The organism is Marinobacter salsuginis (assembly GCF_009617755.1).
Lineage (GTDB): Bacteria > Pseudomonadota > Gammaproteobacteria > Pseudomonadales > Oleiphilaceae > Marinobacter > Marinobacter salsuginis.
Window position 1 is genome coordinate 1,384,250 of sequence record NZ_BGZH01000001.1, and the last position, 21,529, is coordinate 1,405,778.

At 58.8% G+C, this 21,529-nt stretch carries 20 protein-coding genes; 7 read left to right on the forward strand and 13 right to left on the reverse strand.

Going from position 1 to position 21,529, the window contains the following annotated elements; translation table 11 throughout:
- Positions 1–56: 56 nt before the first annotated feature.
- Positions 57–881, reverse strand: coding sequence for a substrate-binding periplasmic protein (locus GJU83_RS06410; protein ID WP_069181930.1), 825 nt, complete (start codon positions 879–881; stop codon positions 57–59).
- Positions 882–1,124: 243 nt separating this feature from the next.
- Here GJU83_RS06410 and GJU83_RS06415 point away from each other — a divergent pair, with 243 nt between their 5' ends.
- Positions 1,125–1,721 (forward strand): exopolysaccharide biosynthesis protein, encoded by a 597-nt coding sequence (locus GJU83_RS06415; RefSeq protein WP_069181931.1) that lies wholly within the window; start codon positions 1,125–1,127, stop codon positions 1,719–1,721.
- Between the two features lie 190 nt (positions 1,722–1,911).
- Positions 1,912–2,799 carry a chemotaxis protein gene (locus GJU83_RS06420; protein ID WP_069181932.1) on the forward strand — a complete coding sequence of 296 codons (888 nt, stop codon included), beginning with the start codon at positions 1,912–1,914 and terminating at the stop codon, positions 2,797–2,799.
- Here GJU83_RS06420 and GJU83_RS06425 read toward each other — a convergent pair.
- The 5 genes from GJU83_RS06425 to mqo all read right to left on the reverse strand — a co-directional run bounded on the left by GJU83_RS06425 (position 2,796) and on the right by mqo (position 10,375).
- A complete protein-coding gene (locus GJU83_RS06425; RefSeq protein WP_069181933.1) occupies positions 2,796–3,659 on the reverse strand; it encodes a hypothetical protein in 864 nt (287 codons plus the stop codon). The genes GJU83_RS06420 and GJU83_RS06425 overlap by 4 nt on opposite strands.
- A 46-nt stretch (positions 3,660–3,705) precedes the next feature.
- A complete protein-coding gene (locus GJU83_RS06430; RefSeq protein WP_069181934.1) occupies positions 3,706–5,376 on the reverse strand; it encodes an acetolactate synthase large subunit in 1,671 nt (556 codons plus the stop codon).
- Positions 5,377–5,424: 48 nt separating this feature from the next.
- Entirely contained in the window at positions 5,425–7,449 is a 2,025-nt protein-coding gene (locus GJU83_RS06435) for a hypothetical protein (RefSeq protein ID WP_069182782.1), read from the reverse strand.
- 55 nt (positions 7,450–7,504) lie between these two features.
- A complete protein-coding gene (locus GJU83_RS06440) occupies positions 7,505–8,737 on the reverse strand; it encodes an ATP-grasp domain-containing protein (protein WP_069181935.1) in 1,233 nt (410 codons plus the stop codon).
- Between the two features lie 156 nt (positions 8,738–8,893).
- Complete coding sequence (gene mqo, locus GJU83_RS06445) at positions 8,894–10,375, reverse strand: malate dehydrogenase (quinone) (RefSeq protein ID WP_069181936.1); 1,482 nt, start codon at positions 10,373–10,375, stop codon at positions 8,894–8,896.
- A gap of 324 nt (positions 10,376–10,699) precedes the next feature.
- Here mqo and nhaD point away from each other — a divergent pair, with 324 nt between their 5' ends.
- Both nhaD and GJU83_RS06455 read left to right on the forward strand, forming a co-directional pair.
- Positions 10,700–11,950, forward strand: a complete 1,251-nt coding sequence (nhaD, locus tag GJU83_RS06450; RefSeq protein WP_153633943.1) for a sodium:proton antiporter NhaD — start codon at positions 10,700–10,702, stop codon at positions 11,948–11,950.
- A gap of 9 nt (positions 11,951–11,959) precedes the next feature.
- Complete coding sequence (locus GJU83_RS06455) at positions 11,960–12,943, forward strand: calcium/sodium antiporter (protein ID WP_174805015.1); 984 nt, start codon at positions 11,960–11,962, stop codon at positions 12,941–12,943.
- Positions 12,944–12,969: 26 nt separating this feature from the next.
- Here GJU83_RS06455 and GJU83_RS06460 read toward each other — a convergent pair whose 3' ends face one another.
- On the reverse strand, positions 12,970–13,734 hold the full coding sequence (locus GJU83_RS06460; protein ID WP_069181938.1) for a lysophospholipid acyltransferase family protein: 765 nt from the start codon (positions 13,732–13,734) through the stop codon (positions 12,970–12,972).
- Between the two features lie 211 nt (positions 13,735–13,945).
- Between GJU83_RS06460 and sorT the strand changes: the two genes are divergently transcribed.
- Both sorT and sorU read left to right on the forward strand, forming a co-directional pair.
- Complete coding sequence (sorT, locus tag GJU83_RS06465; RefSeq protein WP_069181939.1) at positions 13,946–15,172, forward strand: SorT family sulfite dehydrogenase catalytic subunit; 1,227 nt, start codon at positions 13,946–13,948, stop codon at positions 15,170–15,172.
- Between the two features lie 57 nt (positions 15,173–15,229).
- The gene (gene sorU, locus GJU83_RS06470) at positions 15,230–15,550 is read left to right on the forward strand and encodes a SorU family sulfite dehydrogenase c-type cytochrome subunit (RefSeq protein WP_069181940.1); all 321 of its coding nucleotides are present in this window, start codon (positions 15,230–15,232) and stop codon (positions 15,548–15,550) included.
- Positions 15,551–15,579: 29 nt separating this feature from the next.
- Here the strand turns inward: sorU and msrB are convergent, their stop codons facing one another.
- The 3 genes from msrB to chrA all read right to left on the reverse strand — a co-directional run bounded on the left by msrB (position 15,580) and on the right by chrA (position 17,964).
- Positions 15,580–16,005: a peptide-methionine (R)-S-oxide reductase MsrB gene (gene msrB, locus GJU83_RS06475; RefSeq protein ID WP_069181941.1), complete on the reverse strand. Its 426-nt coding sequence runs from the start codon at positions 16,003–16,005 to the stop codon at positions 15,580–15,582.
- Positions 16,006–16,016: 11 nt separating this feature from the next.
- Positions 16,017–16,670, reverse strand: coding sequence for a peptide-methionine (S)-S-oxide reductase MsrA (gene msrA / locus GJU83_RS06480; protein ID WP_069182784.1), 654 nt, complete (start codon positions 16,668–16,670; stop codon positions 16,017–16,019).
- Between the two features lie 112 nt (positions 16,671–16,782).
- Positions 16,783–17,964, reverse strand: coding sequence for a chromate efflux transporter (gene chrA / locus GJU83_RS06485; RefSeq protein WP_069181942.1), 1,182 nt, complete (start codon positions 17,962–17,964; stop codon positions 16,783–16,785).
- Between the two features lie 166 nt (positions 17,965–18,130).
- Here chrA and GJU83_RS06490 point away from each other — a divergent pair, with 166 nt between their 5' ends.
- Positions 18,131–19,105 (forward strand): metallophosphoesterase, encoded by a 975-nt coding sequence (locus tag GJU83_RS06490; protein WP_069181943.1) that lies wholly within the window; start codon positions 18,131–18,133, stop codon positions 19,103–19,105.
- Here the strand turns inward: GJU83_RS06490 and GJU83_RS06495 are convergent.
- The 3 genes from GJU83_RS06495 to GJU83_RS06505 all read right to left on the reverse strand — a co-directional run bounded on the left by GJU83_RS06495 (position 19,102) and on the right by GJU83_RS06505 (position 21,337).
- Complete coding sequence (locus GJU83_RS06495; RefSeq protein ID WP_069181944.1) at positions 19,102–19,584, reverse strand: CDP-archaeol synthase; 483 nt, start codon at positions 19,582–19,584, stop codon at positions 19,102–19,104. The genes GJU83_RS06490 and GJU83_RS06495 overlap by 4 nt on opposite strands.
- Before the next feature lie 27 nt (positions 19,585–19,611).
- Entirely contained in the window at positions 19,612–20,988 is a 1,377-nt protein-coding gene (locus tag GJU83_RS06500) for a class II fumarate hydratase (RefSeq protein ID WP_069181945.1), read from the reverse strand.
- A gap of 64 nt (positions 20,989–21,052) precedes the next feature.
- On the reverse strand, positions 21,053–21,337 hold the full coding sequence (locus GJU83_RS06505) for a hypothetical protein (RefSeq protein WP_069182785.1): 285 nt from the start codon (positions 21,335–21,337) through the stop codon (positions 21,053–21,055).
- Positions 21,338–21,529: the final 192 nt, after the last annotated feature.

Consider the following 21,529-nt stretch of genomic DNA (forward strand, 5'->3'; position numbering starts at 1 on the left):
AGCCCCTGATTTCAGGGGCTTTTCTCGTTATACGCCCTCCAAAACCTGGCCGAACATCAACGAAACGCCAAGGGGCATGTGCCCGAACCCATCTGCACCTCAGCCAGCCAAGAATCGCCGGTACCGCAAATATACCGATTCACAATGGCCGCATAGGTCCCGTCGTTCAGCATTGCCTGCAGCACACGATCAAAATCCGCCACAAACTCGGAACTGACCGATGCTTTGGAGGAAACGAAGAACGCGGGTTTATTGGACACGACCATCGAGCTGGGCGTAATAATGCCCGAGAGTCCCAACGCCTGAATTTCGTACAGGCCCGTTAGCCTGCTGGCGACCACACCATCCACCCTATTGCGGGCCAGCATTTTCCAGAGCGACTCCCGGCGGGAAACATACTGTATGTTTTTTTCGTAGTCCGGATTCTGGATAAGGGCATTGTATTCGTCGCTGTAGGACACGTTGATCTGGGCGCCGAGCCGGAAGTCCGATTTCAGCAATTCTCTCAATCCGACCGGGTCGAACCTGGCCTCATCCGACCGCCGGATAAACAGGATATTGGGGGATACCAGGCCCACCACGTTGGAGTAATAGGCATATTGCTCTCTTTCTGGCGTCCGATAGGCACCGGAGAGCATATCCACACGCCCGTCACGCAGTTCCAGAAGCGCCCTCGCCCATGGCAGTTTTTTCAGTGAAAGACCGCACCCAAGCCGCTCCATGGCTTCACGAACCAGATCGACATCAATGCCAACCACCTCACCCTCCTGGACCATGAAATAGGGAGGATCATCATCCCAGCGCAAGGAAATGTCGCAGTCGGCATAGCTTGAGGCTGAAAAACCGAGAACAGACACCAGGACCAAAGCAAATTGACGCATGAACGGTCCGAACGAGGGCGAGGGCAAAAACCGTGAGAACGGAACTCCGTTACTCTTGCCTTGATACATCTTTGGTGCCGCCAACAAAGAAAGTCAGCTTCACTATAGACCAATGAGGCCCTCTCTCAAAACCGTCGACAAGACTGGTCCAGGACTAACGCTTCCGTCATCCTGTGGTCATGCAATCAGCATCAAATCAGGGTAGTGTCTGGAGCACACGGTAACGGAGCCCTCACCAACCCCATGAACCAGCCAGACGACCCAGCCAGCCTCACAGAGCTTCTGGAACGCCTCCGCTCGAATACCGCCGGACAGGTTCAGGTGTCTGTGGCCGATATACTGGAAGCCGTCGGTGAGCGCTCATTCGGCCCGCTGGTTCTGATTGCTGGCGTGATCACCCTGGCGCCGCTGATCGGTGACATCCCCGGGGTACCCACCCTGCTAGGGCTGATGGTGCTGCTCACGCTGGGACAACTGGTGTTCCAGCGACATTCAATCTGGATTCCGTCGAAGCTGGCCCGCCGGAACATTGAAAGAGAAAAGCTTGCCAGGGGCCTGGACTGGATGGCCAGGCCAGCCCGCTTTATGGATCGCTGGACGAAACAGCGGCTGCTCTGGCTGGTTCGAGGGCCGGGCCAGTACGTTATCGCCATCATTTGTATGGCCGTTGCCGCTGCCATGCCACTGATGGAGGTAATTCCATTTAGCGCCAACGGTGCCGGCATTGCCCTGATGGCCTTTGGCCTGGCTATTGTGGCGCGGGATGGCCTGCTCGCCCTGGTGGCGATCCTGGCGACCGGTGGCACTGCCTGGTTCGTTTGGAACAACCTTCCCTGGTGACACTCCTGCAATGAGAGGGTCTGTCACCATTTGAAACAATCCTTCTGAATCCCGATTTACGGTAAAGCTGCTACTATTGCTACATACCCTTGGCTTGCGGGCTTCAAAATGCCCGTTATTCAGCCTGCTGAACCCATTTCTTGAAAAGCTCCTGCCTCAGGGGCTTTTGCAGTTGAAAGGATCCGGTTTTATGTCCAGCAAAGCGAAGCAGACCCAGAAACTTCTGCTATTCCGGCTTTCCGGCGAACGTCTGTTCGGGATCGGTACCCTGAAGATCCGGGAAATCCTGCCCTTCATGCGGCTGACCAAACTGCCCCATAGCCATCATGCGGTCATCGGTACGGCCACCTTCCGGGGATCCGCCGTTCCGGTGATTGATATGGCTGCGGCCGTGGGCTACCCACCGCTCGGCAGGGAGGAACAGGAAAAGGCCTCGATTATTATCACGGACATCCAGCGCCAGGAAATTGGCTTTCTGGTGCGCAGCGTTCAGCAGATTATCGAAACCGACTGGAAGCAAGTGATGCCGCCGCCCAAAGCCCTGGGCAACAAGGCCTTTATCACCGGCCTGCTGGACGTGGATGGCGATATCATCCAGCTGCTGGACGTGGAATTGCTGCTGGCCAAGGTTTACCCGGAATCCCTGGATACCCAGGAGGTGGTTCTCACAGATGTGCAGAGTGAGACCCTCAAAGCGCTGAACATACTCATGGTGGACGATTCCCAGGTGGCCCGGAAACAGCTCTCAGATGTGCTGGACAGCAAGGACATTCCCTACCAGGTAACGTCCAATGGCGATGACGCCCTGCAGATCCTGCTGCGCGATCACGAACTGGGCCGGCCCACGGATATTCTGGTCAGCGATATCGAGATGCCAGGGCTGGACGGGTACGAGCTGGCGTTCAATGTGCGGGACAATTCAGCACTGAAGCAGCCCTACATCATTCTGCATACATCATTGAACAGCGAAATGAGCCTGAGCTACGCCAATCAGGTTGGTGCCAACGAAGCCCTGACGAAGTTCGATGCGGAAGAGCTGCTTCAGGCCATGCTCAGAGGCGCCGAACAGGCCCGCTAGGGCCTGAGCTGCTGGATGAATTCCTCAGCATCGGCGCGCATCTCAGCCAACTTTCTCTGCCACTCATCCTGATAACGTTCCTGGGTATCCTCACTCAGGCGGGTGAAGCGTTCGCCGGTTTCCGCCACGGTGCGACTGGCGTTGGCGAGGGATTCTATGGTCGGGTCGCCCAATTCATCGGCCTGGCGATCCAGGTCCCGGGCAGCCTGCTCCAGGATCATCCGGTCATCCTCCGGTGTCGGCTCGCTGTCTTTCAGGGCTTCCTCCACCGACCGCTCAAGTTCCCGCATGGCTTCCTGCAGTTTCTGACCGAATTCATCCATGGCGCTTTCTGCCTGCCGGCCCATTTCGTCAGAATAGGCTTCCAGGTCGCGAGCCAACTGCTCCATTTGCTGCTCAAACTCATCAGAAGATGAGGAGAAACGGGCACTGAGCTCCTCGCCAAGCCGGCTGAGCTCACCCATGATGCTGTTGAACGGTGAGGGATTGAGGATGGCCTCTCCGGTGCGATCGTAATCCACCAGCCATTGCTCCTGGAGGCGCACGAGGTAGGTCACCAACTCCAGCCGTTCGCCCTCAGTACCCGCCTCGGCGGGCAGGCGGGTTACGATGGTGGCTTCCCGATCTTCGATGATGACCCGCCCGAACGAGGGCACGGCATCGGTCCAGCTCCGCTTATAACCGTCAAACGCAGCAGTGTCCGACAGGGTGGAGTATTCCATTACGTCGCCAGCGTCATTCTCGGCCATGGCCTGCCAGAACGCCGCCGCCACTTCCTGGGGCGTCTCAGGTCTACTGCAACCGGCGAGAATAGTAAGTGCAAAAGCGGCAATCAGGCCACGAATAAGGAGACGGATCATTGCTGCGTTACCTCGGGTTCAACATCCGCAGAGCATGATACACCCCTTACAACCTGCAGGTCAGTTCCGCCAGTTCCTCATCAAACACCCGGCGGTTTTCACTGTAATCCACAGGCACCTCCACCAGATGGACACCGCCTTCTGCCAGGGCCTTTTCCAGGGTTGGCTGCAAATCCTGCGTGCGGGTTATGCGATGGCCTTTAGCACCATAGGACTCGGCATAGGTGACGAAATCCGGATTGCGATAGTCCAGCCCGAAATCGGTATACCCCTCCTGCCCCTGCTTCCACTTGATCATGCCGTAGGCGCTGTCGTTGATAATCAACACCACCAGGTTGAGGTTCAGGCGTACCGCCGTTTCCAGCTCCTGGCTGTTCATCATGAACCCGCCGTCGCCACACACCGCCATCACTTTCAGATTCGGATACAGCATGGAGGCCATCATCCCGCTTGGCAGGCCAGCCCCCATGGAAGCCAGAGCGTTGTCGAGCAGCACGGTGTTGTTGTCGTAGGCCGGGTAATTGCGGGCAAACCAGAGTTTGTACATGCCGTTATCCAGCGTGATGATCCCGTCCTCGGGCATTACCTGCCGGACATCGTGGACAATGCGCTGGGGAATCACCGGGAAGCGGTCGTCCTCGGCCCGTTCCTGCAGGTGGGCGTCCACCGCTTCCTTCACTTCCATCAGGCGAGTGAAGTCGTGGTTGGCGCATTGGCCACAGTTTTCGGCCATGTATTCCACGCTGTTGGCGATATCTCCCACCACTTCGTGCTGGGGGAAATAAACCGGGTCGACATCGGCAGCACTGAAGTTCACATGGATGACCTTCTTGCCGCCAGGGGTCATGAAGAAGGGCGGTTTTTCCACGACATCGTGCCCGACGTTGATCACCAGATCGGCGCGGTCGATTGCGCAGTGCACAAAGTCGCCGGCCGAGAGGGCCGCGTTACCCAGGTAACGGGGGTGCCGTTCATCCACCACGCCCTTGCCCATCTGGGTGGTGAAGAAAGGGATGCCGGTGACGTTCACCAGATGCAGCAGCGCCTGTGAGACCCGTTTCCGGTTGGCGCCGGCGCCGATCATGATAAGCGGGTGCCGGGCCTCGCGCAGCATTTCGCAGGCCATCTCCAGACTTTTCGGGCTGGCTGAGGGGCGGCGGGCATCACTGGGCTTGAAGATATGGGTGTCGGATTCAGGGACTTCATCTGCGATGTCTTCCGGCAACTCCAGGTGTACCGCACCGGGACGTTCTTCCGAAGCAAGACGAAAAGCTTCCCGCACCTTGGCGGGAATGGTGTTGGCATTGGTGATCTGCCGGGTGTACTTGGTGAGCGGACGCATCAGGTCCACCACATCCAGAATCTGGAACAGCCCCTGCTTGGAGGATTTGATGGGCTTCTGGCCCGAAATCATCATCATGGGCATACCGCCAAGCTGGGCATAAGCAGCTGCGGTGACGAAGTTGGTGGCACCAGGCCCGAGTGTGGACAAGCAGACACCTACCCGGCCCGTCAGGCGTCCATAGGTGGCGGCCATGAAGCCGGCGGCCTGTTCATGACGATTGAGCACCAGCTTGATACTGGAGGTTCTCAGGGCCTCAAGGAAGGCGAGATTCTCCTCACCGGGCACCGCGAAAATGTATTCAACGCCTTCATTTTCCAGCGCCCGGATAAACAACTCGGCTCCGTTACGGGCCGGCGAGTGTTCGTTGGCCATGGCCTTCCTCTTGATCGGTGGATTCCGGGTGATCGACAGGTATCGGGATCAATCGGTTCTTGGCGGCTCCGCCTGAAGGGCCTCTGCCGGTACGCGATCCTGACCCCAGCTGCGATACACACCCTCTGTTACGCGCCGGAGGGCGTCTTCGTTCACTTCCGCAGGCTCGCCCCGCTCCAGGGGATCATAATGGAAGATATACAGCCGCGATGTGAACTGCTCGAAAGGCAGCGACGACTCGCCAAAACGCTCGCCGTTGCCGGAGGTACTTACCTTGACGCCGTCGCCCCAGTTCTGGCCACTGTCGTTGTTGGGATTGAAAAAGTAAATCCGCATCTCGCCATCCGGGTCCAGCGCGGCCCGGAGAATGGTAATGGCGTGCCAGCCGATAAACCTCGCGGCACTGTCGGTAACGGCGATGCCCGCAGGCTGCGGGTGAATCAGTGGCTGATTGCCGTTGTAGTAGGGGTGATAGCTGGCGTAGAAATGGCGGATAAAGCCTTCCAGATCGTGCAGTTTGCCAGTAGCCACATCGACGTTGATGGCAAACCCACGCCCGGCGGACCAGCCGTGAAATTCCGGGTTTACCCATTTATGGGGATCACCCTCGCGCCCGACACACAATCGGCCCATCTCCACATAAATGCGATCCAGGTGTGGCACCACCACCAGAGAGACAGGGTCCAGGTCCAGGGTAACCTCAGAAGCGACACCGCCGGCACTTTGCGCCGAGGACACGGGCTGGCCTTCAAAATGAATGACTATTTCATTATCCCGGGCAGCCCAGGCCACCATCTGCAAGAGATAGTCCGGATCGTTGTAGGCCCACATCGACAGAGCACGAGCCGACTGACAGGTCGGGTTGTTGCCCTGCCCTACGCCCAACGGTTGGCCCAACATATTCAGTACGCCCTGAATCAGCCAGGCATTCGGTTGCGGCTGATAGCCATAGGCCAGTTCAAGTCGCTCCCGGGCATGAGGACACAGAGACAGCCGTGCCTGACGCCAAAGACCAGGCGCTACCGGAGGTTGATAGAGAATGCCCCGCTCCAGCAGCAGCGCCAGGCCATAAATGCCCTGGGCCGTTTCCGGATAGATGCCTTCGTTAATCAGGGTGTGAACTAGCTCCCGGTAACACATCAGGCAATCTCGGCCGGTACTGGACAGACCCAGCGCCTCGCTCAGCAAGGTGTCCTGATCTGCAAGAATGAATCGGATGAACGCGGCGTGGTAGGGCGACACCAATCCGGTGTCGTGCATGGAACGTGCGAACCCGGTGGCTTCGTTCTGCAGGGCCTGGGCATCCATGGTTTCCAGCCGCTGCTGGTAAACCACGGTTCCGGGATCTTCGCTGCAGGCCCGGGTGGGCCCGTAGAGGCTGGAAATCAGCCGGTCCGCACCCCGGCCAGCACCACCAAGATCGGCCTGCGGATCCGCCCGGCACAAAGCAATCTGGGTGATCATGCGGCGCACGTCGGTCACCTGGATCGGGCGTTGCTCAAGAATCCGCCAGATTTCTTCGATCAGACTGTCGATCACATGCTCGTAGCCGATGTGATCAGCAACGTACTGGACCACAGCCTGACTGATCAGCGCGAGCTTGCCCTGCTCCCGCTCGGCTTCACCGGTCATGCCGAACAACAGGCCCAGGTTGATGGCCAGGACCTGAGTCAGGTAGTGGTGCGCCTGTTCGGCCGATACCGAGGGATGCAGATAGTGGCCTCGGGCCACGGCAAGCAACCGCAGTTCGCTGAAAGCCTCAATGACCACGGTGTCGGCACTCTGGCTTTGCAGCGAATGGGTTGTCAGTGTGGGGAGAAGAATACCGGGTTCGGCCCAGTCCGTACCGGCGAACACGCCGGCCAGTTCGAGGCGTTCGGCGCGCTCCTCGATAACCTGGCAGCCACCAGGCTGCAGCAGGACCCGTCGGGCAGTATCCAGTACGCGCGGAAGCTTGCCGGCCCTTGCGAAGGGCCGGCTCTCTTCCATGGCCTGGATCGCGTCATCCAGCCGTTGCACCAGCTTGTCGAAATTCACAGCTGGCGTTGCGCTGCCCGGTTGGTGATCGTTCAAACGATAATCCTCAGGGCCTGGCACCAAACCCGTTTGTTGTTAATGCTTCTCCTGATTATACATAGAAATCGAGGTCTTCCTGATGTTTCAGGAGGTCCCGCATGACGTAAGGATCTTCACCGAAGAAATACACCAGCCCCCAGTGGGTACCGAACGCAGTACGCTTGGTAACGGTTTCTTCCAGCGGCGGCGTCAGCTCGTGAGACTCGAAATACTCGTGATTTTCGGTCTCTTCCGGGATCTCCAGCCTGCTGACCACCCGGCGACGCGGATAGACCCCGAAGCAGCCGGCATAACCCTTGGCATCCACCACTTCCTTCGGGAAAAAGGCTTTGATTTCTTCTTCGGTGGTTTTCGGATCGAAGGCCAGGATCAGACCCTGATAGGCGTTGAAGCCATAGGCCTTCTCCAGCAACTCGAACACCTTGAAGCCCGGCGGACGATAAGCCACCTCGCCAAAGTACATGGTACTGTCACTGGTGACGAAGTATTCCGGATGCACGAAACCGAAGTCGATGTCGAAGGTCTTGATCAGCTTCTCGATTTCGCCCCGGATCTGGTCCCGGTATTTCTCGAGGTCGGGTGTTGCCGGCACGAACACGGAGTAGCCCAGCGTTACATACTCGGAGATATTCAGGAAGGCGATCTTGCCGTTGTGGATCCAGGCCTCGACCGCAAATTCCCAGCCATCCAGGTGCGACTCCATCAGAACCGGAAATTCTTCTTCCGGGATGGTGTCCACTTCGTCAGGCGTGCGGATCACCCGGTGGCCAAGACAGCCGGCCTTGTCGAACGCCTTGAGGTGGATCGGGTCGTTGGGGTCGCCATCCAGTTTCAGCAGAGTCTGATTTACCCGCTTGAGGAACCGGATAACGTCACCCTTGTCGTGGGCCTCTTCGAAGATACCCACCCGGATGCCACCGAGCTGGGCCCGGCGCTTCATCAGGGCTTTGTCACGCAACAACATGGCCTGACCGAACAGACGCGGCTTGTCCATCAACACCGAGTTGATGGCACCGGCCCACTCCACGGTTTCCTCAAACAACGGGATGGCAACGTCAACGCCCATCTCCTTGAGGGTCTGTGCAATCTCCACAGAGCGGTCGTTCAGACGCTCAAAATTCCAGGGCACGTAGGGGATGTCGTGCTCTTCGCAGTAGGCTTCCGCCCAATCCGGTGCCACGACAACATACCGACGGTCAAATTTGTCGGCCGCTTCTACCGCATTCAGGCTCCAGCCCAACAGCGCAATGTACCCTTTCTCAGGATTGTACTTTTGCTCACTCACAGGCTCTCTCCTTTCCTAAGGGTTGCCTTATAACCCTACGCGGTAGCTGTGAAATCGCAAATTTCGCCCCCTTCTAAAACGCGAAAAGCACCGCGATCAGCGGGATAAAACCCAGTGTTCGCAGTGCCTTTCGGTTTCTTAGACCGTTTGGGAATATCAGCCCAGTTTCAGGGTCGACAGGGTCCTCGCGCGGACTTCAGTCAGCAGTGCTTCGTCTTCAACCAGGGAGTGGCCGTAGGACGGCACCAGCTCTTTCATGCGCTCCTGCCACTCCGGCGTCTTGATCTTTTCCGGGAAGCAGCGCTCGATCACATTGATCATGGCGTTGGCTGCGGTAGAGGCCCCGGGGGAAGCGCCAAGCAGTGCTGCCAGGGTCCCGTCCTTGGCCGCCACGATTTCGGTGCCGAACTCGAGCTTGCCACCGCCGCCATCAACCTGCTTGATGATCTGCACCCGCTGGCCGGCCATACGCAGCTGCCAGTCTTCTTCCATGGCGTCCGGGAAGAAGTTGCGCAGCGAGGCCACCCGGTCACTGTGGGACTGGAACACTTCCCCGATCAGGTAGCGGGTCAGGTCCATGTTGCTCTTGCTCACCGAGAGCATCGGCTTGAGGTTGGTGGATTTCACCGAGCCGATCAGGTCAAAGATGGAGCCCTGCTTGAGGAAGCGGGTGGTGAAACCGGCAAAGGGGCCAAACAACAGGGCCGGCTCGCCGTTGATGATACGCGTGTCCAGGTGCGGCACCGACATGGGTGGCGCGCCGATCGGCGCCTTGCCGTACACCTTGGAATCGTGCTGCTGGACGATGTCGGGCTTGCCACACACCAGCCACTGACCACTGACCGGGAAGCCGCCATAGCCCCGGGCTTCCTCGATACCGGACTTCTGCAGCAGCGGCAACGCACCACCACCGGCCCCGAGGAACACGAAGCCGGTCTCCAGCTTGGTCAGCTCGCCGGTCTTCTGGTTCTTGACGCGAAGCTTCCAGCGGCCGTTGTCCCGCTGGTCAATGTAGTGCACCGGCGAGCTGAGCATCAGCTCGAAGTTCGGCTGGGTCTCCAGCCAGCTCACCATGCTGCGGGTGAGAGAACCGAAATCCACATCCGAGCCGTGCTTGATCCGGGTCGCGGCAACACGCTGCATCGGGTCCCGGTTATTGACGATCAGGGGCATCCATTCTTCGAGATCCTTCGGGGACTCGGTGTATTCCATATCACGGAACAGATGATGGGCGCTCAGGCGCTCGTAGCGGCGCTTGAGGAAGGCCACGTCCTTTTCACCCCAGACAAAGCTCTGGTGTGGCGTGCGGTTAATAAAGGTGGATGGCTCGGGCAGGATGCCCTGCTCCACCAGATAGGACCAGAGCTGCAGCGACACCTCGAACTGGGCGTTGATCTGCAGGGCACGATCGATGGTCACGTCGCCATCGTCGGTTTCAGGGGTGTAGTTAAGCTCACAGTATCCGGCGTGTCCGGTACCTGCGTTATTCCATCCGTCTGTGCTCTCATGGGCAACGTGGTCGAGACGCTCCACCATGACGATGTCCAGGGACGGATCAAGCTGCCTGAGCATCATGCCGAGAGTGGCGCTCATGACGCCACCACCGACCAGCACTACGTCTGCCTGTCTAACGGCCATTGGTTTTCACCCTAGCTAGTGTTGAGCCTTTTTGCCCCCTCACGATCAGCAAGAAGGCCTGTCGAAAGCCGGTCGGGCGCGAGGTAAACGGCGCCGCCGTCTGCTTCCGGTCTGAATGTGCGCGCAATTATCCCGATTTTCGCCGGGATAATAAATTGCGATTGTCAATCGTTGCGCCCTTATCAGGCTTTTACTGGTTCCACCTGCCGATACGTGCACTTGCGAACAGTGGTTTGCTTCGGGCCAAAGGTCTAAAATCCGCCCGCATGATCTGTCTGGCCGGCTTCGGCCTTTACTCTGACAAACCAGGACGGGATTTCCCCAATGTCTGCCCTTGATGCGTTTCTGATTGTTCTCGCGGTTCTGGCGCTGTTGGGCGTCATATTTGAAGAAGTCATCCACATCAACAAAGCCAAGGTAACGCTGTTCTTTGGCACCATGAGCTGGATGCTGCTCTTCCTGTTCAGTGATAGCCCGGATGAAACGTCTACCATTTCCGCCGGCCTGTCCGAGAGCATTGCCGAAATCGCCGGATTGTGGCTGTTTCTCGTCGCAGCCATGACATTCGTCGCCTACCTGAATAAGAAGGGTATGATCGAAAACGTGATTTACCTGATCATGCCGAGACAGGTAAGCGAGAGGCGGCTACTTTTCCTGACCGGTCTTTTTTGTTTCATTTTCTCCTCTTTGGCAGACAATATCACCGCCACTTTAGTCTCATGCTCCCTGATTCTGTCGCTGGATCTGGAGCTGAAAAAGCGCATCCAGTTCGTCACGCTGGTGGTTTTTGCGGTCAACTCAGGCGGCGTTTCCCTGATCACCGGCGACGTTACCACTCTGATGATTTTCCTCGCGGAAAAGGTGGAAATACTGACTCTGCTGACCCTGGCGATCCCGGCCTCGATTACGGTTTTCATCCTTGCTGTCTTCCTCTCAAGGGGCCTGACAGGTACCGTGACACTTCGTTCCAACACTACCCCGGTGCGACGGGTCGATGCGGTCATCAGCGGGCTGTTTTTGTTAACAATCCTGAGCACCATCGCCGGCAATGCCCTGTTCGGAATTCCACCGGTTCTGACCTTTCTGTTCGGCCTGTCCATCATGTTCCTGGTGTCGCGATTCATGAGTGACGACTCGGACCTGGACCCCATTCTCGAATACATCCGTATCATCGAGTTTGAAACCCTGCTGTTCTTCCTCGGCATCCTGCTGCTGGTGGGCATGCTCAAGGAGATTCATGCACTGGACTCGCTGGTGGCCATCTACGATGTCCTGCCACCGCTTTACGCAAACTACCTGATGGGTATCTTCTCGGCGGTGATCGATAACGTGCCGTTGACGGCAGCACTGCTGAAGTCCGGCATCGACATGAGTCCCGGCGAATGGATGGGACTGACTTACGCCGTGGGCGTGGGCGGCTCGCTGCTGGTGATCGGTTCAGCCGCCGGCATCGTGGCAATGAGCAAGGTCCCGGGGCTGACCTTTGCGGCCTATATGCGGTATCTTGCACACCTTCTGGCAGCCTACACCCTTGGCTATGCCGGGGTTTTCATGCTCGGACGTTTCATTAACTGAGGTCTATCTATGCTAATGGCATTTGGCGCAATCATCGCCGGCCTGGTACTGCTGGTCTGGAGTGCCGACAAATTTGTCGAGGGCGCTGCGGCGACCGCCAAACATCTGGGCATGCCCACCCTTCTGATCGGCATGGTGATTATCGGTTTCGGCACCTCGGCACCGGAACTGGCGGTCTCCGCCATGGCCGCCTCCGACGGCAACCCCGGCCTGGCGCTGGGTAACGGCTATGGCTCCAACATCACCAACATTGCCCTGATTGTCGGCCTCACGGCGGTTATCGCCCCGATCGCGGTGCACTCACAGGTCATCCGAAAAGAGTTGCCGCTACTCATCGGACTCACTCTGATTGCCGGGGTCCAATTGTTGGACGGCCAACTCTCGCGCCTGGATGGCTGGGTGCTTCTGGCGGTCTTCGCGGCAGTCATGGGCTGGTCCATCTACCAGGGCCTGAGAGGCAAGGCCGACCCCCTGGCCGGTGACGCCGATGCAGAGATCATCGCCCATCCCATGCCCCTCAAAACCGCTGTTATCTGGCTGGTGATCGGCCTGGTACTGCTGATTGTCAGTTCCCGCCTGCTGGTGTGGGGTGCAGTCACGATTGCACAGAGCCTGGGTGTCAGCGACCTGGTTATCGGCCTGACCATTGTTGCCATCGGCACCTCCCTTCCCGAGCTTGCCTCGGCCCTGGCGGCGGTCAAGAAGAACGAGCACGACCTCATCCTGGGTAACATTCTGGGATCCGGCATCTTCAACACTCTGGCCGTGGTGGGGCTTGCCGCGGCTATCGAACCCCTGGCGGTGGATCCGGAAGTGCTTTACCGGGACTGGACGCTGATGCTGGCACTTACGGTGGGCCTGTTCCTGATGGGCTACGGCCTGACTGGCTGGCGCAAACTGGTGAGCCGAGTGGATGGCGGCATCCTGGTACTGGTCTACGTTGCCTATACCGGTTATCTGTTGTCCACGGTGGTGGCTGCAGGCACCGCCTGATTTAGCGTAACTGTGTGAGGCCGGTGCTAACCGGCTTCACCATCCCCCAGCAACTCAGTCAGCCTTGCGCGCACCTCGGTCATCACCTCATCCAGGTCGGCCTTGGTCTTGCCGGCCGTCTCCAGAGGCTCACCCACCCGGACGTCCACCGGTTGGCCAAGGTTGATTTGCCACGTGCGGGCCGGCAACACCCGATGAATGCCACGCACGGCCACAGGCACAATCACCGCCTCGGTATCCAGCGCCAGATGAAAGCAGCCTTTCTTGAAGGGCAGAAGCTTGCCATCCGGTGAACGGGTCCCCTCAGGTGCGGCCCAGAGCACGATTCCGCTCTCCATCATGGCACGGGCCTTTTCCAGGTCTCGCACGGCACGTTGTCGGTTGGAACGGTCCACCGAGGGGAATTCAGCTGCACGCATGGCCTGCCCCAGCAGTGGAATACTGAACAGTTCCTTCTTCGCCAGCATTCGAATCGAGCCCGGCAACGACACGAAGGTGACCGGGATGTCGTAGTGGCTGGCATGGGTGCACATGATGATGTAGCGCCGGCCATCACCGAAATCCGGCACCTGCCCTCGCACCGTCAGATTGGCACGAACCAGTCGTAACAGCGACGCCGACCACTCCCGACAGTATTGATCAACGATGGGTCGGTTCAGCCTTCCGAACAGCGCCCGGAGCAACACCAACAGGGAGAAGAGTGCGGTTAGTCCGACACTGCCAAGAACCACGCCCGCCCGCCGAAGAAGCGTTGCCGACTCCGTTAGCGGATTCATCTTCAATCGAATCATCACAGCGCCCCTTCTCTGTTTCCCGGTTTCGCTCCCGGCCTTGCCGGGAATTTCAATAGCGGCGAATTATAGCGACTGAAAAACCCGTTGGATAACGCACAAAAGCATTGATTAATTTTTGATCATTATCTATAAGATATAAGGATATAACTCCAAAGAATCGAAAGAGCAGTCCCACCGTCCGACGACAACCCTAAAAAGGAGACGGATCATGAAGCAGGAAACAGCTCTGATGCGTGGCCCGAATGACCCGGGCCTCCAGAACCCTACCCGGCGCACCCTGCTGCTTGGCAGCGCCGGCGCCATGGCGGCGGTTTCCGTGCTGGGATTTACGCCCCTGGCCAAGGCCGATGAGCCAAAATCACTGCCGGATTACGCGGCCTGGAAAGAACGCAACGCCCTGATCGTTCACAGCACCAACACCATGGAAACCCAACGGGGGGCCATCGGCAACGGCGTCATCACCGCCAGTGACCGTTTGTTCGTACGCAACAACCTGCCGGCACCACCGGCCTCGGTGACCGACAACCCGGATGTCTGGGAGGTGCGGATCGAGGGCGTCAAAAACCCCCGAACCCTGACAGTCGGTGACCTGAAGCAGATGGGCGTAACCACCGTTGCGTCTGTACTGCAGTGTTCCGGTAACGGCCGGGCGTTTTTCCCTCACGGGGCAGGTGGCACCCAGTGGTCTGTTGGCGCCGCTGGTTGCATCATGTGGACCGGGGTGCCATTGAAGGACGTTGTAGAGGCTCTGGGCGGTCCTGTCGAAGGGGCACGCTACATCACCAGTACCGGCGGCGAGACACTGCCTGACGGTCTGGACCCGAAAACCGTGATCGTTGAGCGCTCCGTTCCCACCCGAGCCATGGAAAGCGCCCTGCTGGCCTGGGAAATGAACGACGAGCCTCTGACCCATACCCACGGTGGCCCGCTGCGCATGGTGGTGCCGGGTTACTACGGCGTGAACAACGTGAAGTACGTCAAGAACGTCGCCTTCACCGAAAACCAGACTGACGCCAAGATCCAGGCCTCCGGTTACCGGATCCGTGATGTTGGTGTAAAAGGCGCCCCGGATCAGCCCTCCATGTGGGAAATGAATGTTAAATCCTGGGTGACTGCTCCCCTGGAAAGCGGTCGGGCCGGCCGAAACATGATTTACGGTGTGGCCTTTGGTGGCACCGTTGCCCTGGAAAAAGTCGACGTTTCCGTGGATGGCGGCAAAACCTGGAAACAGGCTCGCTTCCTGGGCCCGGATCTGGGTCCCTATGCCTGGCGGCCGTTTGTACTGGCAGCCGATCTAACCGCTGGAGAGCATCGGATTGTCAGCCGGGCCACAGACGTGGAGGGCAATACCCAGCCTGAGGGCCGGGTCGAGAATGAACGTGGTTACGGCCACAATGGCTGGAGCGACCACGGAGTTACGGTTGCCATCAGTTGATGACTGGTCGGGTCGGCCGGGAGTAGGTCGACCCCGATCTTTGCGGAAAGCAACAACATGAGAAAAACTGCATTATTTTTCGCGGTAGCCCTGATCGGGCTACCTTCACTGGTTGTCGCCAGTGAGCTGGAGAAAGGAAAGCAGGTCTACACCCAGGAGGCACAACCCTCCTGCACGATATGCCACACACTCGCCGACGCAGGTTCAGCCGGTGCCGTCGGCCCGAACCTGGATGAACTCAAGCCAACCCTGGAACAGGTGGCCAATGCCGTCACCGGCGGGGTTGGTATTATGCCCGCGTTTAACGAGTCGCTGTCTGAGGAACAGATCCGGGCGGTGGCACACTATGTAGCCACTGTGACAGGCGGCAGTAAATAGAATGGGGGCCTGGCGGCCCCCCTCACTTCTCAGGCGTTTTCCTCAAACACCATGGCAACCGAGTTCAGGCAGTAACGCTGCCCGGTTGGCGGCGGGCCGTCGGGAAAAACATGGCCAAGATGACTGTCACATCTGGGACAGCGGATTTCGGTGCGGGTCATGCCCAGACTGGTGTCCTCGATGTACCGGATGTGTTCCGGGTCAAAGGGCTGGAAGAAGCTAGGCCAGCCGGTTCCCGAGTCAAATTTCGAGTCCGAACTGAACAGAGGCAGATCGCAGAGCCGGCAGTGGTAAACTCCGGCTTTCTTGTTATCCAGCAAGGTCCCGCAGAACGGGTGCTCGGTACCATGGTCCAGCAATACACGTCGCTCTTCCGATGTCAGATCTGCGGCCTTTTCCTCAACCTGCGCCTCAGTCAATGGCGTCAGGTCATAGCCTGCCTTTGACACTCCCATGGTCTGCCTCCTCAGGCTGTACTGCCTGTGTCGTTGTCTGTAAATTCCGGCTTCAGGCGGTCAGGATAGCTGTCTACGAGCTTTTCCATTTTCGGCGCGGCCACGGCCATGATGTATGGCTGATAGGGGTTCCGGGCCGCAAAATTCTGGTGATATTCCTCGGCGGGATAAAACGCTTCGAGCGGTTCCAGAGTGGTTACTATCGGATCCGGATATACCCCGGCCTGATTGAGCTGATGGATGTAGGCCTCGGCCACTCGCCGCTGTTCCGCCGTTTCATAAAATACCGCCGAGCGGTACTGGGTGCCCCGGTCATTACCCTGGCGATTCAACTGGGTGGGATCATGGGCAACCGAGAAGAATACCTTGAGCAGCTCGCCAAAACTGACCTTGGCAGGATCATAGTGGACATCCACCACTTCGGCGTGGCCGGTAGTACCCGAGCATACGGCCTCGTAATTGGCGGAACTGGCATGACCGCCAGCGTAACCGGATTGGACGCTGGTGACGCCATCCATTGCCAGGAAAACCGCCTCCACACACCAGAAGCAGCCGCCCGCCAGCACAACCCGCTGCTCACCTTCTGCCGCTGGCAGATCCTGCTCGGGGTCGGGAAAGCGGCTGCGCGGAACGTTGAGACCCGGAATACTGCACGATGTAGTCATGATGACCTCTGCGTTCACGTTTTCTGCCTGTAACGGCCCGATTGTGGCTGGAAACCTGCGGATTTGCCAACCCTTGTACCCGCCGGCGTGAGCCGGCTTATATGTACGCTGTTCAAGGCAGCAGGATCACCCCGCCCAGCGCACTCAGCGGCGCCAGCAGCCAGACCGGCACCCGCCATACGGCCAGACACAACCAGAGAACCAGCACCAACCCCAGGTCCATGGCACTATGGACTGCCGAGGTCCATACCGGATCATAAAGCGCTGCCAGCAACAGGCCGACCACGCCAGCGTTAACGCCGGCCAGTGCAGACCTTGCACGACGGTGCTCGCGAAGCCAGCTCCACAATGGAAGACCGGCAAAGACCAACAGGGTTCCGGGCAGAAAAACTGCGATAACGGCGACAACACCACCGATAGCACCCGCCTGTGAACAACCCAGAAATCCAGAGAAAGAAAACAGCGGCCCCGGCATAGCCTGAGCAACGCCGTACCCCGCCAGAAAGGTGTCCGCGGCCATGGCACCGGAGGCCACGAAGCCTTCCTGCAACCAGGGCAGCACAACATGCCCGCCACCAAACACCAACGCGCCGGCCCGGTACATTTCCGTAGCGATCCAGCCGAGGCTACCTGTCGCCTGTGGCAGGAAAGAAACCAGCAACAGGACCGCAAAAGCCACGGCAAAAAGCGCGGGCTTCCGGGATTGCAAAGGCACATACAGCAGTTCGGATGCCGCACTGCTCCTCAACTGCATAACAGAACCGACAGCTCCGGCGATGGCCAGGGCCAGTATCTGCATCCAGGTTTCGCCCATCACCAGCAAACTCACGGCAACCAGCAGCGCCATCGCGGTTCGGGGCCGGTCAGGGCACAGGCTTTGCCCCATCTGCCAGACAGCCTGGGCCACCACCGCCACAACAAACAGTTTGAGGCCGTGTATCCAACCGCCACTACCGGCCTCGGGCCACGCGCTCAACCCCAGCGCGAAGCTGATCATGATCAGCGCCGATGGCAGGGTAAATCCCAGCCATGCTGCGAAGGCACCGCGGTAATGGCCGCGCAGGAATCCGATGGTCAGACCCACCTGGCTGGACGCCGGACCAGGCAACAGCTGGCACAGGGCCACGACTTCTCCGTAGGCACTGTCCGAGAGCCATCGCCGACGTTTCACGAACTCATCATGGAAGAACCCAAGGTGCGCTGCCGGCCCGCCAAACGAGGTCAGCCCGAGCCGGAGGAACAACAGAAAAATCTGCCACGAGGACAGCTCTTCTTCGCCTGGTGATGCAGTCATAAATACCCTGACTCTGATCGTTGGCCGGTTCGGCCTGCCAATATGTCATCAAACATGAACATTATGTCGTTTTGGTTGCATACCTTCGAGGGCCATCCATAATGAGAGTCAGGGTTTGCCACATTGCATATCGGCCATGCTCCGCTCGGCATACAAAGGAAGAAAAATGACGGCAAGGGCTCGCACACCGGAAAACCAGGATGAACTCCTGGAGTACCGCCTGAGCCTGCGGCTCGGCCCTGTTCACGCCCGCCAGAGGCTTGGCATTGAACGGGAGGCTGAAGCGAAGGTATTCGGGCAGGATCACAGCTCCTTCCATCTGGAAAACTGGGCCACGGCGCCCGGGTTTATACGCACCTGTCTGCGCATGGTTGGTCTCTGGGGCCGCGGCCAGAGCAATAGCCGACGTCTGAACACCGTGCATAACCGCTTCCACCTCCCCGGCCTGCCAGAGGCCTTTGAAGGCTTTCGCATTCTGCACCTGACCGATCTTCACGTGGACATGGACGAAGCCAACCTGCAGGCAGTGCTGCGCCAGATCGAACCACTGGACTATGACCTGTGCGTGTTGACCGGCGATTACCGGAAACTGACCTGGGGCCCGATCGAGGGGGCCCTGGACGGCATGGCAAGGTTGCGGGATGGAATAAAGGGGAAACCCTACGCCGTGCTGGGTAACCACGACAGCGTTCGCATGGTACCGGCGCTGGAAGACATGGGCTACCAGCTGTTAATGAACGAAATGGCACCCATTGAGCGCGACGGCCAGACCCTGTACCTGGCGGGCGTCGACGATGCCCACTTCTTCAAAGTCCACAACCTGCACCAGGCCGGTGACAAGATCCCGGCAGGGGGCACCAGCATTCTACTCAGCCACACGCCGGAGATCTGGCGCGAGGCCGCCCACGCGGGCTATGACGTCTTTCTTTGTGGTCACACCCACGGCGGGCAGATCTGCCTGCCCGGTGGCATACCGGTGACCCTGGATTCTGACTGCCCGCGAACACTCGGACGAGGCTACTGGCGAATGAACGGTATGCAGGGCTATACCTCACCCGGTTCGGGCACGTCTGTTGTCAATGTTCGGCTCAACTGCCCACCGGAAGTCACCCTTCACACTCTGACCCGTGGGCCGGATTAATGAGGCTGCCGACGGATCCCGAGGCGGTACAGCAGCGGTGAACCGAAAATGTTGGACAGGGTAAAAAGCACCACCACAATCAACACCACCCAGAAACTCACTGGCAGCCAGGCCATGGCCAGCAACATGGGCAGGAGTGCTTCAGGAATCTGATCCAGACCGATGGCCCGGGCACTGGAGGCCAGCCCCCGCCGGCGCTTGATAAAACTGCTCAGCATATCTCCGGCCAGCCCGAGCAGGCCGAACAGAAGCCCGAAAAGGAACCCCAGACCGGTAAACAGCGCAAACACCGCACAGGCGAGTGCGCCGGAAACCACTCCCCGCCAGGTTTTGCTTTCACCGAAGACAGGCCGGCCATCGGACCAGAGTCTTCCGCCATCAACCGGCGCTGACCAGCAGTTTTTCAACAATCCGGCAGCGACCACCGGTGTACCGTTGGCCAGCACCAGCATCAAAAACAGCTCCAGAACGATCAGCAAGCGTTTGCGCCTCTCTGAAACGGCCGATCAGGCAATCCCGCCCCGGGTCAGCTTGAGCGGGTCCATCAACTCCTCAAGCCGTTCCCGGCTGAGGCCGCTGCGCTCCTCCGCCACATCAATGACCGGACGCCCCGTCTTGTAGGCCTCTTTGGCGATGTCTGCCGCCAGGCTGTAACCGATTTCCGGGTTCAGCGCGGTTACCAGCACCGGGTTCTTGCCCACCCCTGCATTGAGGTTGTCGGCATTGACCGTAAAGTCCCTGATCGCTTTGTCTGCCAGCATGATGGCCGCGTTGGAGAGCAAATCGGTCATATCCAGCAGGTTCCCACCCACCAGGGGCAGCATCACGTTGAGCTGGAAATTACCGGACTGGCCGGCGATGGCCACAGCGCTATCCAGCCCCATCACCTGGGCGCCCACCATGGCAACGGATTCCGGGATCACCGGATTGACCTTGCCGGGCATGATGCTGCTCCCCGGCTGCAATGCCGGAAGACTGATTTCAGCCAGACCGTGAATCGGACCACTGTTCATCCAGCGCAGATCATTGGCGATCTTGGTGAGCACAATGGCTGCACCGCGCAGCTGCGCCGACAGCGCCACCGGGGCGTCCACCGCGCTCTGGCCGATAAACTTGTGATCGAGCGACGTAAACGGATAACCGGTATTGGCCCGCAGGAACTTGACGAACTGACCGGAAAATTCCGGCAGCGCATTGATTCCGGTACCCACTGCCGTACCGCCCTGGGGTACCGCCAACAGTTCATCAGCGGCGGCCTCTACCCGCTTTTCAACGGCCAGAAGCTGTTCGCGCCAGGTCTTCAGCTCCTGGCCCAGCGTCACCGGCATGGCATCCATCAGGTGGGTTCGACCAGTCTTCACCTGGCTGGAGAATGCCGCCTCCTGTTCGTAGATCACACCGCACAGATGCGACAGCGCCGGCAGCAGCTTCTCCTTGGCCGCAATCACTGCACTCACGTGGATGGCCGTCGGAATCACATCGTTCGAGCTCTGGCTCATGTTCACATGATCGTTCGGGTGCACCTCGAAACCTGCATTGCGGGCAATGCTGGCGATCACCTCATTCACATTCATGTTGGTGCTGGTGCCGGAGCCGGTCTGGTAGCGGTCCACGGGAAACTGATCGGCGTACTCGCCTTTCACAATATCCTCACAGGCCTGGGCAATGGCATCCCTGAGATCGTTATCGAGCAGACCCAGGCTGGTGTTGGCTTCTGCGGCTGCCCGCTTGATCTGCGCAACAGCGGCAATGAACGCCTGGGGCATTGGCTGACCACTGACCGGGAAATTCTCCACGGCACGCTGGGTTTGCGCGCCCCAGAGCGCATCTGCAGGTACCTGGACGTCTCCGAGGCTGTCCGTTTCCGTTCTGAATTCGCTCATATTCCCTCCTGTCCGTCCATTTGCTCGTGGCTTTGTGCGTGTACGCTCCAGGGCCGGCCCTGGCTCAACCGCCGCCCTGGGACCTGAGCCGAACATGGTCGCAGATGCCCGTAACCTGTTCAAAATTCAGGATCAGGGTATGAACCGTGTTTGTGTAGGTATCATGCAGATGGAACTTGTAGCGGTGCTGCTTTTCACCCTGCAGGAAGGCGTCGTATTCGCGGACCAGTTCACGCACATCGCCCCCGGAATCCTTGCTCCAGGTGGCATTGAACGGCCCCAGAACGGCACCGCCAGCCAGACAGACTGTCACTTCGTGGTTCGTCAGACCATTTTCCGGAACTGTCATGGTTATCTCCCTTTCGATAAACCTGTGATAAGTGTAGTCGCTCCTGACTTTGAAACAGGCCATAGTGCCAAGGCCGTCACAGAACAACGCTTCCAACATTGGACAGGCCCCATTTGTAGGAATTTCCTACACCACTAATTCTCTGCCGTTGCTAGTCTCTTCCAAAACCCATCAGCAGGCCCCCGCACAACA